12 protein-coding genes are annotated in these 12,971 nt (G+C 38.6%); 3 read left to right on the forward strand and 9 right to left on the reverse strand.

Translation table 11 applies throughout. The annotated features are described in order from the left end of the window. Positions 1-302: 302 nt before the first annotated feature. The gene (locus MKX52_RS18215) at positions 303-1,538 is read right to left on the reverse strand and encodes a TerD family protein (protein WP_342491201.1); all 1,236 of its coding nucleotides are present in this window, start codon (positions 1,536-1,538) and stop codon (positions 303-305) included. 160 nt (positions 1,539-1,698) lie between these two features. Between MKX52_RS18215 and MKX52_RS18220 the strand changes: the two genes are divergently transcribed. After that, a complete protein-coding gene (locus tag MKX52_RS18220; protein WP_342491202.1) occupies positions 1,699-1,860 on the forward strand; it encodes a hypothetical protein in 162 nt (53 codons plus the stop codon). A 53-nt stretch (positions 1,861-1,913) separates the two neighbouring features. On the opposite strand, the gene bglA is transcribed toward MKX52_RS18220, so the two are convergent. Then, the gene (gene bglA, locus MKX52_RS18225; protein ID WP_342491906.1) at positions 1,914-3,353 is read right to left on the reverse strand and encodes a 6-phospho-beta-glucosidase BglA; all 1,440 of its coding nucleotides are present in this window, start codon (positions 3,351-3,353) and stop codon (positions 1,914-1,916) included. Between the two features lie 185 nt (positions 3,354-3,538). Between bglA and MKX52_RS18230 the strand changes: the two genes are divergently transcribed. After that, entirely contained in the window at positions 3,539-4,249 is a 711-nt protein-coding gene (locus MKX52_RS18230) for a GntR family transcriptional regulator (RefSeq protein ID WP_012011855.1), read from the forward strand. A 49-nt stretch (positions 4,250-4,298) separates the two neighbouring features. Here MKX52_RS18230 and MKX52_RS18235 read toward each other — a convergent pair whose 3' ends face one another. Together MKX52_RS18235 and MKX52_RS18240 are read right to left on the reverse strand one after the other, a co-directional pair. Next, a complete protein-coding gene (locus MKX52_RS18235) occupies positions 4,299-5,309 on the reverse strand; it encodes a hypothetical protein (RefSeq protein WP_342491203.1) in 1,011 nt (336 codons plus the stop codon). 81 nt (positions 5,310-5,390) lie between these two features. Then, on the reverse strand, positions 5,391-7,574 hold the full coding sequence (locus MKX52_RS18240) for an Ig-like domain-containing protein (RefSeq protein WP_342491204.1): 2,184 nt from the start codon (positions 7,572-7,574) through the stop codon (positions 5,391-5,393). Positions 7,575-7,814: 240 nt separating this feature from the next. On the opposite strand from MKX52_RS18240, the gene MKX52_RS18245 reads away from it, so the two are divergent. Continuing rightward, a complete protein-coding gene (locus MKX52_RS18245; RefSeq protein ID WP_144468582.1) occupies positions 7,815-8,711 on the forward strand; it encodes a PhzF family phenazine biosynthesis protein in 897 nt (298 codons plus the stop codon). Between the two features lie 43 nt (positions 8,712-8,754). On the opposite strand, the gene MKX52_RS18250 is transcribed toward MKX52_RS18245, so the two are convergent. The 5 genes from MKX52_RS18250 to MKX52_RS18270 form a co-directional block, all read right to left on the reverse strand. Further along, entirely contained in the window at positions 8,755-9,618 is an 864-nt protein-coding gene (locus MKX52_RS18250; RefSeq protein ID WP_342491205.1) for a LysR family transcriptional regulator, read from the reverse strand. Between the two features lie 155 nt (positions 9,619-9,773). After that, positions 9,774-11,117, reverse strand: a complete 1,344-nt coding sequence (locus MKX52_RS18255; RefSeq protein ID WP_217016446.1) for a hypothetical protein — start codon at positions 11,115-11,117, stop codon at positions 9,774-9,776. 175 nt (positions 11,118-11,292) lie between these two features. After that, a complete protein-coding gene (locus MKX52_RS18260; protein WP_342491206.1) occupies positions 11,293-11,799 on the reverse strand; it encodes an LURP-one-related family protein in 507 nt (168 codons plus the stop codon). Between the two features lie 105 nt (positions 11,800-11,904). Further along, positions 11,905-12,246, reverse strand: a complete 342-nt coding sequence (locus tag MKX52_RS18265; protein WP_217016444.1) for a darcynin family protein — start codon at positions 12,244-12,246, stop codon at positions 11,905-11,907. A 71-nt stretch (positions 12,247-12,317) separates the two neighbouring features. Then, positions 12,318-12,908: a Crp/Fnr family transcriptional regulator gene (locus MKX52_RS18270; protein ID WP_217016443.1), complete on the reverse strand. Its 591-nt coding sequence runs from the start codon at positions 12,906-12,908 to the stop codon at positions 12,318-12,320. Positions 12,909-12,971 lie beyond the last annotated feature (63 nt).

Below are 12,971 nucleotides of genomic sequence, written 5' to 3' on the forward strand. Positions count from 1 at the left end.
ATTAATTGTTTAATCGAACCAAAAAATATAACTTTGGGACTATTCAAGCAAAAGTTAAATAAAAAAGCTATGGTTTATGCAAACTGTGCACCAAATTTGTTATTTCTTACACACCCCAAATACTTAGCTCATGATAATATTCCGTTCGTTCTATGCATAATCCAATAAAAATGCGTTTTCTGGAAGTGTCATATAGCTTCATTCATGAAGTACTTTCTTCTGCTTTTTCTTTTTAGAGTTTCAATTTTTTTAGGCTTATTATTCATAAAAGTCACCTTTTTGGAGCTAGCCATACATCCGTTTTATTTGTAATCATTGACAGGTCCTTTATCCATCAATACCTCAATTTCATTAGAAGACTTCATTTTTAATTTCGGTCTGCGCTCAGAGTTTGGTTTGCTGTAAAGCTCAAGTGGGCGGATGATTACACCATCATTTGTATTTTGAAGCATACCTGGCACACAAGAATAAATACGATCATTGTCATTGGCATGTTTGGAATGAATCGTCACAGACGTTCCTTGATGATTATCGATACTCATAGATACTCTATATCTATAAAAAGAACCTGTCCCGTTTGATTGAGCAGAATAAACAACCGGAACGACAGCAAGGATATCATCATTTAACCGAAGTTTAATCACTTCTGTTTTCATTGATTCATAGTCTCTACCGACATCTCCCATATGCTCAACAGCTCCGTTGCCGTAACTTTTGAGAGCAGGAATTCCTTTCGCACCAAACATAGCCACATCTACTTGCTTTCCTGACTTTGTGTAGACCAATGCATAAATATCATAATCGGTGCCAGACTCCCAAGATACTGTCGCTGTGATCTCAGGCGTTTTCTCAATGATGATCGGTTTATGACCTTTGTCTAGACTAATTTTACCTTGAACTTTTTTTAAACTGATAGGTGCAGCGACTTGCTCTTTAGCTGTTGCCTTCGTTTGAGCAGGATCATCAATTGGTTGTTTTTCAGGAGCCATTAGTGTTGTAGACATCTCCTGTTCATCTGGCTCAACCTCCACACCATAAAGCTTGCATAGCCCTTCCAGCCCAGAATCGAAACCACGCCAGATTGATCGTGCTTTCGTATCACCGTTTCTCATATACAGCTCTACTACGACAATGCCCTTTTCATTTGTAAAGTTTACTGGTGTTAGATAAAACACCTCATCGCCTGTTCGAATTTCTGCTTGCAAATGCTTCACTTGAGAAAACCCTGTTCCTTGATCTTCTGTTAATGTAATAGCCATCTTTGTGATTCCAGCAGGCACTCTGCTCATATCAAAATTCAATTGATGCCTTTTCAACTGACCTGATACATCTGCTGGTAGAAGTGCCGCTGCACCAGAAGCACTCTCTGGTTGATTGTAGAAAATAATGCCATGATCTCCTTCAACCTGATCCGAATCTGTTAAAAGAAATGCCGTTAAAGAAATATCAATGTCAGATGACACTTCATAGCTGATGGATACCTGCCCCTTTGGAGAGTTTAGTACGGTATTGGCTCCCATTTGCAGAGTGTGATTCATTACAACAACTCCTATTCTTTATCTACCATTTAACGTTTTTATAGATCAATTATACCAAATCATGTAATGAAACTATTCATTTCTTTATCTCTTTTCAACCTCTGCAACAATATGAGACAATGCTAACTAAAAACAAACCACTCTCAAAAGGAGAATCAATATGTATAAAAAAATCATTCCTGTTGTTATGGTCATATTCTTCCTTTGGATTCTTCTTCAAATATCCTTGAACATGGAGATCTTTCACAATCCAATGAACTATTTTGTCGCCATTACTCTCTTTTTTCTTTGTATTCAGAGTCTATCAAAACATAAACGATGAAAAACCCGAACAAGCATATACCACGCTCATTCGGGTTTCTATTTTTTCCTTTATTACACTTCTTCACCATTCGTGGCAATGACGTTTTGGTACCAAGTAAACGAATCTTTTTTGAGTCTCTTCATTGAGCCGTTGCCTTCGTTGTCGCGGTCAACGTAGATCATGCCGTAGCGTTTTTTCATTTCACCTGTTGTGAATGACACGATGTCAATGATACCCCAAGGTGTGTAGCCAATCAGGTCAACACCATCGTATTCGATGGCTTTTTTCAGTGCTTCGATATGAGAAGCGAGATATTGAATTCGTTCTGGGTCATGAATGGAACCGTCTTCCTCCACTTGATCAATGGCACCAAATCCATTTTCAACAATAAAGAGCGGGATTTGATAGCGATCGTAAAAACGATTCAGCGTATATCTTAAGCCTGTCGGGTCAATGGACCAGCCCCAGTCACTTGATTTGATATAAGGATTGTCTACTCCATGCGGAAGGGCTCCGTTGACAATGTCTCCGTCGTTATCAGACACTTCATCACTTTTAACCGTTGTTGACATGTAGTAGCTAAAGCCAAGATAATCTACTTTCCCTTTTCTCAAGCTTTCTTCATCGCCTTCTTCAAACGGAATTTGATAGCCTTCGCGTTCGAATTCTTTGAGTGCATAGCTTGGATAGTAGCCCCGAACTTGTACGTCTGGGAAGAAATAGCGTTGTCTCATATATTCTTCAGCAAGCATGACATCCTCTGGATTTGAGGAATATGGATAGATTGGTACGTGAGATACCATTGCACCAATTTGAAAATCAGGATTGATTTCTTTGCCTTTTGCTACTGCCCATGCACTTGCTAGTAATTCATGATGTCCTGCTTGATACATAATTTCTTTGGCATTTTCGCCTTCTTTGATAGATACTCCTGAGTTTGTCCATAGGAACAGCGGGTTGTTGACATCCATTTTGTTATTGATTTCATTAAATGTCATCCAGTACGTGACCTTTTCCTTGTAACGATTGAAGCACACTTCAGCGAATTTCGCGAAGTATTCCGCCACTTTTCGGCTTCTGAACCCGCCGTATTCTCTTGCCAAATGAAGCGGCATCTCAAAGTGGGACAGTGTAATTACAGGCTCGATGCCATGCTTGAGCAGTTCATCGAATACATCATCATAGAATTGCAAACCTGCTTCATTCGGTTCCGCTTCATCTCCCTTTGGGAAAATTCGGCTCCAGCCAATGGATGTACGAAGGCATTTTAAGCCCATTTCGGCAAACATCGCGATATCTTCCTTGTAACGATGGTAGAAATCGATTGCTTCATGGTTCGGATAAAATTTGCTTTCTTCTATCGTCTCCGTAATTTGTCTCGGCACTCCATGGGCTCCGGCTGTCATTACATCCACAACACTTGGACCTTTTCCTGCTTCATTCCATCCACCTTCAAATTGATGTGCAGCTAATGCGCCGCCCCATAGGAAATCTTTTGGTAATGTCATTATCTATTCCTCCTATTTCACAATTGTTATCATGACGTCCGTTGGCTGTATCACTACTAGTATATGTACATTATAATTATACCGGTACAATTTATCAATACATATATAATTTTATTTAACATATCAAAGAAAAATCGGTATGTGCTATAATCAAAGACAATAAATCGTGAAAACAAAGAGGAATAGCTATGTTAAAGTATCAACAAATTGCGAGCGATATTGAAAAATATATTGTCACCCATGAGCTACAGCAAGGAGACAAGCTTCCTGTACTCGAAACCCTCATGAGCCAATTTGCTGTGAGCAAAAGCACCATTATCAAATCATTAGACTTACTCGAAAGAAAAGGAATTATCTATCAAGTGAGGGGCAGCGGCATCTTTGTTCGAAGACACAGACGCAAGGGCTACATCAGCCTTTTATCCAACCAAGGGTTTAAAAAAGATTTAGAGGAGTTTCAACTGACATCAGAGGTTTTAATGCTGGACACCATCAAACCGCCCGAAGAAGCAGCGCTTAATTTGAATATTGAAGAAGAAGAGGATGTTTTTTACCTCAAACGCATCCGTTATATCAATGGTCAAACCTTATGTCTAGAAGAATCCTATTACCGAAAAACCATCATTCCCTATCTCAACACAGAAATTGCCGCCGATTCTGTTTTTAAATTTATAAGCGAAGGCCTTGGGCTCAAAGTCGGCTTTTCCGATATGTACTTGCAAGTAGGAAAACTGAATGAAACCGAAGCAAAACACCTCGGCCTTAAACAAGACGATCCCGCTCTCCGCGTCGAAACCGTCTTTCATCTCACAAACGGCCAACCTTTCGACTTCTCGAAAATCACATATAACTACATGCAATCCCAATTTTTTATTCAGGCGAATAATTATTATGGGTGATGGATGGAAAAGACCCCTCATGGCTAAGGGGTCTTTTAAAGTGGACAATTTATTTGTAATAGTTATAGTCATTAAACGTTGCTATCATATCTTCTTGTGTTCCTTTTTTACCACGATTCGTATTAAAATATAATGTTCCGTCATCAAAATCGACAGCTTCTATTTCAAAAAGAGTAAATGCACTGCTCGTAATTCGGAATGAAAGATCTTTTCTCGTAAACAATTCTTTTGAAAAATCCTTTGTAGCTGTCTCCTTTTGCTCTTTGATCATTTGATTAATATTTAGCGGATATGTGAGAATAACACTCACATTAGAAGCTCCTCCGTTAGTATCCGGTTTAGATAAAGGCACATATAATGTTCCTTGGTAGAATGAGATTCCTTGAAGAATGTATTTGGACACATCGACCACTGATCGGTTTACGACAGCTTTTGTATAATTTAATGCAAATGTTGCCTCATATTCAAACTGCCCTTTTTTGTCATTAAAATTCCCAATAAAAAAGCGATTGCCAGACCTTACAATAAACTTATCGGTTCCTACAGAATATGTGATGCCACTAATTGATAAATTCGCCCCTTGGTACTGCAGGACATAGGATTTAGCCACTTTGTACGTATTTTTCTTCGTGTTCACACTTAACTTCACTATTTTTTTTACATACTTTACACCATCGGTCATCGGCGCTACATACAAGCTAACTTGTTCATCACCTTTTTGAGCTTTCACAGCTAGGTCATTCGCATGTCCTAAATCATTGATAGTACTGTTGGTGTCAGAGTTTTTAAGAAGCTTAACTATTCTTTTGCTGGACGAGTTGTTCATTTTTGTCGAATACAATTGCGTCAGATGATTTGACGTATTTATTTTTGCAGAATAAATCGTATTATTATTACGATCTACAGCCATCCCTTGCATAGAAGTGTAAAACCCAGAACCAGACATTGCAGAATACGTTGTATACGTATTGAAATATCCTGATTGAGCCTGTACAGTAGTAGACCATATACTGCAGAAAAAGATGACAGCCATTGAAATGATAATCTTTATTTTTTTCAAAAAAACACGCTCCTATCAATGAAATTTGTATCATTTAGCTATTTAAAAATCGCCACCCTAAATGAATGGCGATTGAGCACACTACTTTTCAGCCTGAAACTTCTTTACTGTCTTATTACTTTCTGACATGCCTTTCCCAGTGACGGTGAAGTAAAGCTTTCCACCCTTGGCACCAAGTTGTTTAAAAGTGACTTTCACAGCCTTGCCTTTAGAAACCGTTGATTTTCCAATCAGCTTCCCTGATGAATGATAGATTTTGACCACATCTTGTTTCGCTAATTGACTGATCGTGACAACGTCTTTTTTCTTCTTGTTGTTCACGATTTTGATTTGATTGCTATTTAGCGCAGCAGATGGTTCACCCTTAAAAGAAATGGCTTGCTTTCCGCTTTCCAGCATCTTATCTCCGCTACGAGTCACATACACTTTACCGCTCTTAGCCCCTACTTGTTTAACGTACAGCTTGATAGATGAACTGTTCGCTGGTTTTGATGTGGCAAGTAGTTTTCCATTTGTTGAATAAACTTTGATGACATCTTTTTTCTTGATCTTACTCACTGTAATGACGTCTTTTTTATTTTTAAGATTATTGATTTTGACTTGGTTGGCTTTTAAAACATCTGATTTTTCACCCTGATAACGAATCGATACTCGATTGCTCTCTTTTAAACTAGGCTCTTTCATACTGATATAAAGTGTTCCATTTGTTTGGCCTAATTGCTTCAAGGAAATCGTCACGTTCGAGTAAGATGCAGTCTGTTGAGCAATTGCTTTTCCACCAGAAGCTTGTTTAAAGATTTTAATGACGGATTGTTTTTTGATTCCTTTTATCGTCACTGTATCGTTTTTGCCTTTGTTGTTTGTCACCTTCACTTGAGATGATAGAAGTGGAGATGTGACGACTTTTTTAACGGTAACAGCTGGCAGGGCAACCTTTCTCTTTCCACTTTGCAACGTGATGGTTACTTTAGATCCTTTCATTAATTTCCCTGTTTTTAATTTGAAGTTTTTCCCCGGAGTAATGGCAAACGGTCCATATTTCTTTTTCGTTATACTTGAACTGAGTTTCGACATTGCTCTTATTGTGTTATTCGCTGAATCAGTTTGCACCTCTACAACAGCTTGATCACCAAACGTACTGATGCCGTTAATGGTATCACTTGAGTCATCGATTTCCTCCACAAAAACTTTCTGTACATCTTCCTGAGATTGATCCGTTTCATTCGGGTTATCTGCCATGAACGACTTGACTGTAATTAAGTCACCACCGATTAACTTTGAAACAGGAACATCATAGTCGCCATTAGCGTCTGTCTGACCTTCCCCAATGACTCTTCCCTCTCCATCTAAAATATTGATCATACTTTTAGGAGTTGCAGTCCCAGCTACTGAAGTGGAAAGCTGAGTAAATGGATCAATCGTCGGAGCGGTTGATCTAAGTCGGAAAGTGGTCTCATACAAAGCATTATCATAAGAGGGTTCCATCACTTGAAATTCACTTTGATCCAATGCTTTTATTGTGTTATTGTCCACACTCAATTCAAAATTGCCATCACCATCTGCAGTCATCGATTGAATGATGTCACCTGATTTTTGATTTTTAAAGACGATCTTTGCATAAGGAATTCCCGTTTGGCCTTTCACTGATTTCGACCATTTCGTCGTAGGAATAAGTGAGATTTTCTTAGGATTCACAATTTTTTTGTAAACGTCGATATTGCTGCCAGTCGTCATTTTCACTGTTAGGAATGTGCCTGCATTTAGGGCAGGCAGCTTTAATTGAATGGCATCATTGAATGTGCCTGATGCAATCACTTTGCCATCTTTCATGACCTCTACTTTTGTGTTCTTCACAGTTTTCCCAGTTAGCTCCTGAGAAGTATCATATATCGGATCTAATGAGGTGAACGATTCCTTGAATACATACACTTTGTTTGAAGAAAGCTTTGTCCCATTTTGGTCGTACGTATCTAACCCCACCGTTTGGCCTGAACTAATGTTCCAAGAAAACAACTTAAAGTTTCCGTTACTATCTGCTTTTGCATAGTGCATATATTTAGATTTCCAGTTACTCGGAACACCCCAATCTACGAATGCAACGATTGCGTTTGGCGCTGTTTTACCTGTCAGATAATTATCACCATATTGATAACGATCAACTGTTGTTTTCGTTCCACCCTCTGCGGCACTCACATTTTCTTGTATATTGAAAGTTAACATCATCATACAGAGAATAGAAACTACTATTTTCAGGACTATTTTCATAAAGATATCCTCTTTTCCTATTAATGTTTTAATATACAAATATTATACATTTCATCCAATGTAGGCACAAGAGTTAATAATGTGACTAAAGGCTTATCTAATTACTATTTTAATAGATACTGTGAATTTCGCTCCCTTACATGAACACTTCCGATTTAAAGTATCAAAAAGATTCATTTTACGAATGGAATGATCAAACTTATGATAAACGTAACAAGATTCTATAGGAGGATTTATTATATGAGAGACATTAGGGTGTATCATGTCGATGCGTTTACAACTGAGAAATTTGGAGGAAATGCTGCTGGGGTCGTGTTGGATGGTGATCATTTAACGGAGGATGAGATGCAGAATATCGCCAAAGAGTTGAATTTACCTGAATCTGTCTTCTTGCTCCCTGCACATGATAAAGAAGCTGATTATCGAGTCAAATACTTCACTCCGACAGATGAAGTTAATTTCTGCGGGCATGCGACTGTTGGATTGACTTGGCTTTTAGCGACGGAGCTTGGGCTGGCAAAAGAGAAAACAGGGGTCGTGTTAGAAACGAAGATTGGCCATGTTCCTGTTGTATGGCACGAAGAAAATGGCAAAGTCATCGATGTGGAAATGACGCAGGTGACACCGAAAACGCGAGATTTTATGATCGATTTAGAAGAGCTTAGTGACATGATTGGTGTCAGCAGTGATCGCATTGATCCATCTTACCCTATCAAATTAGCAAACACCGGAAACTGGCATCTTCTCGTTCCGATGAAGCACCAACAGGACATTGACCAAGCGGCACCGAACTTAGCGGCTTTAGGGAAAATGAATAAAGAGCAGAATATCACAACGACTCACCTTTATACATTTCATACCGCAAAAGAAGTTGATCTTTACACGAGGGATTTTGCACCTGGGATTGGGATACCCGAAGATCCGGTGACGGGGGCAGCAAACGGGGCATTGGCTGGTTATCTTTATGTAGAGGGTATCATTTCTCAGCAAGAAACCACTCGTCTAAACATTGCTCAAGGGGATGCCATTGGCAGACCCGGCATCCTTCGCATTACGGTTATTCCGAACGAATCAAAACCTGTGATCAAAGTGGCAGGCGCAGCGGTTATCACTATTCGCGGCGTGTTGACCATATAATAAATCATCAGCTTGAATGGGAGACATCTCGTTCAAGCTGAATTTACTTAAAATGATCTTTGACGACTTCGATCCATCTTTTGGCCGATGGCGATGCTACTTTAAATGACTTGAACGCCAAGTTGATTTCACGATATACGCTTGTCTCAAGTGGAATCACTTTCGTATGAGACATCTGCGGCGGCAAAATTAATGTCGGAATGATGGTCACTCCGAGCCCTTCTTGAACCATCGAAATGAGCGTATTGTTGTCTCCAATTTCAAATAAAACATGAGGCTTCACGCCTCTATCTTTTAATAGTTTCTTAATGAGCAGGTCACAACCTGCCTTGGGCATAATGAATGATTCATCATGTAACGAGTCAACTTCTATCACTTTCTTCGTATTGAAGCGATGATCCTCTTGCATGAGCACCACCAATTCATCTTGGAAAAGTGGAATGGTTTCGAATTCTCTCGATGGCTGTGTTAAAAAACCAACATCAATCGTGCCAGATACAATCCATTCCTCAATCTCCTCATAACCACCTTCATATAACTCTACTTGGATATTGGGATACCTTTTGGTAAAAAGGTGGATCAGCTGCGGAAGCATTTTTGAAGAAAAACTAGAGAACGTTCCGATCTTGATACTCCCCACTTCCATCCCTTGAATTAGCGCCGCCTCCTGCTCAAGCAATGACGCATGATGAATGATTTGCCGAATATGTTGCATCACCCGCTCACCTGCATCCGTTAACGACAACCCGTTTCGATTCCGCCGAAGCAGCACAACCCCTAATTCCGACTCAAGCTTCGCAATATTATGACTGACTCCAGACTGCGTCAAACCAAGCTTCTCCCCGGCTTTTGTAAAACTGCCGCACTCGACGACTGTTAGAAATACTTTGTATTGGAATGTGATCATTGTGCTCACCTCTTTTGTATTTATTTAGGCTTAATTAATTTTTGTAAGAACAATTATGATTTTTTCTAAAAGAACGGAAGAAGAGTGCTTTGAGGCACTCTTCTTCCGTTAAATAACCACAGAATGACTCTCTGTATATATTACAACTATCCAAACTAAAAAGTTGTTTTTTCTACTTCTTTGCTAGTCATATATTCATCATTAGTCGAATAATCATCTTCAACACTACTAATTAACCATGTTTTTTTATCTTCCATATATTCTAAAGTAAGCTCAACTTCCGAAAATCCCTCTTCACTTTCACTGTCAACGTATTCAAAAACTTCTCTTTCTTTAACATGAAACTCAACTGGAATATGTACCAAATGGGAACCGCCACTTCCTAATTCATAGGTGGCATTTGAAAAATCAATTCTCGTACCCAGTGCCTTTCCTTCATAATAATTATTTGCATCATAATCAGCAATTACTTTTATATATTCTTTTTTAAGATTATCAGACACGTTTTTCAACTTATTTGCATCCTTTGAATTTTTAGCCTCAACCATCTGTTTTGCGAAATCATTTATCTCTTGTTTTATATTGTCTTTAAACGCTTTATCAATAATTGGATTGGGTGTTAAGTCATACTGCTCCTTTGATCCACCAAAAAAAGAAGATGAGTCAGTATCTTCCTCAACTTTTACTTCGTATTCTTTACTCTTGCCCTCTCCCCAAGGAAATTCAGCCCTACCTTGTAAGGTAATTCCTTCTTTCACAGGACCAAACGTAGTACCTTTCTCTATTTTCTCTCCAGTTCCTTTTCCGTTCACCAATATCTCAGTATTAGGCATTGATGATGATACATCTACATTATCACCTGTAAAGTTAAGACTAATTGTTTTTTCATAAGAGTCAGCATCAAAAAGTGTGAATTTCTTCTCATCATTTACTGTTGTATAGTTAAACTTCTTTTCTCCTTTTATTTCATACACACCTGGTCCAAAGTAGCCCAGAAGTTTAGAATGACCGCTATCAAAATTGATTTTCTCACCGTTAAAAGAGAGCTCTGCCCCTTTCACAGCTTCAACTTCTACCTTGTAGGCTCTTGCTTTAAGCGTATATTTATCTCGCCCAAATAAACCTTTCTCTTTATCTATAAAAAATGGTCCCATAGACAAGAAAGCTTTTCCAAATAGACTCTCAGTAAATGTACTATCTTCACCGTCTGAATGATAATACTTTGCTTGATACTCTAGTAATTCTACTTGATTTTCAAATTCTTTATTTTCATCTTTTAGATAATTAATAATGCTCTCGGCATCCTTTTTATCCCATGACATCTCTTTTTTCTGAAGCTTTACTAATTTAACTAAGCCATTTGCATCTCCATTTTCCACTTTTTCCTTAAATTCTTTTGCCAAATCTGCTGGATTTGTTGAACGTCCAGCCACCAAGAAGATAATAATAAGTAACAGAACTACACTACTACCGATAATAAATAACGTCTTTTTCTTCATTTTTCAAACTCCTTAATCAATTTATTTGATTATTATAACACTAAAGTTAAATAATAGAGAATGACCTAAAAAATTCATTATCTATGAATCATAAGGTTTATTAATTTTCACTCATAAAAAAAAATCCTCGACAAGCTTAAAGCCAATTGAGGATTTTATTTTTCCATATTCTCTTCTAATTCGTCGTTGCCGACGACGAAGACCTAGACGCCGCTTCATCCGCCTTCACACAATCAATTGCAACAACAAATGCAATCATCACAGGCTCCATCTCTTCTTTCAAAATATCAACCTTATAGCTGTCACCCCAAGTAAACCATTCCTTCTTCACCTGACCGATCACTTCGCCGTTCTGGAGCACCTGGAAATTCATATCCCACCAGTTACCTTGCACTTCGATCCCAGCAGCATCAATTGAATATTTTGCTTTAAAGAACGTAAACTCTTTTTTGATCGTCAATACCTCTTGACCACCAACTTCTACTAAAAACTTCGGTAAAAAGGTAAACATTTTCTTGGTAATCACAGCGATTTCATGTCGTTCTGTATTCAGAATGGTAAACGTCTTCGGCATCTTCATAAAGCTGCCTTCGACCACATACACATCGTTCTCCTGTTGATCCTTTACCGTAAACCTGCCGCTCAGGCTAAATACTTTCTGCTTCATATAAAGCTGTTTCATAAGTACCTCCGATTCAGTTCAAAAATTTATCCGTTCTTACCCTACCTCTGATTATACCAAACAATAGAATGTACAAAAAACCACCTGATAGCAGGTGGTTTTCGATTACTGATCCATGTTCAGAGATTCTTGTTCATATGTTTGAAAAGCATCTTCCATTCCCATGATGACTTCTTTCATTTTGACATAACCACTTGTGTAGGGAATAGAATCTCTAATCTCTTCCCACATAAAATGATAGAATTTCAGGTCTTCCGTTTCACATATAACAAAATCTGTGTAATCCTTACCTGGAAAAGCTTCAGCATCAAAAAAGCGCACCGTCACATGTTCCTCATATCTCTGCATCAACTCTTGTAGCGAAGCCGCATGGGTTTTGCGCTCCTCTCGTGGTAAAGCAAGCCAAGATGGATAGAACTCTAATAAAACAACCATCGTATATTTCATCATCAAGCCCCTCGATTCTTCTATGATGTGATGATTGTACGCCAGATCTAGAGAATGCGCATTAACATAGGTTAATGTTCAGCAGGATGCAGCAACCTGCTCAGCGAAACCGGAGAAATACCGATATATGAGGCAATTTGATATTGAGCGATACGCTGATGTAACCCGGGATATTTCAATAAAAACGCCTGATATCGCTCAATGGCTGGCAAATATAGCAGTTCCCTCTCACGCTCTTCCTTTCTCGTATACAGCCTTTCTACACTCACCCGAACAAACCGCTCCCACATATGACTTCTGTCCATCAACATTTGAAGCAGATCATACGGAATTTCAATCACAATAGAATCCTCCATCGCTTCAATCGAATAAGGAGAAGGCTGCCCGTTGATCATACTTGCATAAGACGTAGAAAAATCATCTTCCAACGTAAAAGCCACATTATACTCCCTTCCATCCGGTAACAAATAGAAGAGACGGAAGAGACCTGTTATGCAGAAGTAGGCATGCTTCACTGGATCGCCAGCCTTGATCAGGCATGTACCCGCTTTTAATGGTTTAATCGTTGTTCCATCTTTGAAGGCTTGCCAATGATTTTGTTCAATTGGATATTTCGATATTTTGGTTTTGAAAGTAGCGTATGGGTCAGGTATTTTGTCCATCTGTAAGTTACCTCTCTAGTATTAGAAGACTTGATAAAAAATTGTTTCAGAAAACACTCAAGT

Origin of the sequence: Bacillus sp. FSL R5-0422 (genome assembly GCF_038610765.1) — a bacterium.
Classification (GTDB): domain Bacteria; phylum Bacillota; class Bacilli; order Bacillales; family Bacillaceae; genus Bacillus; species Bacillus pumilus_O.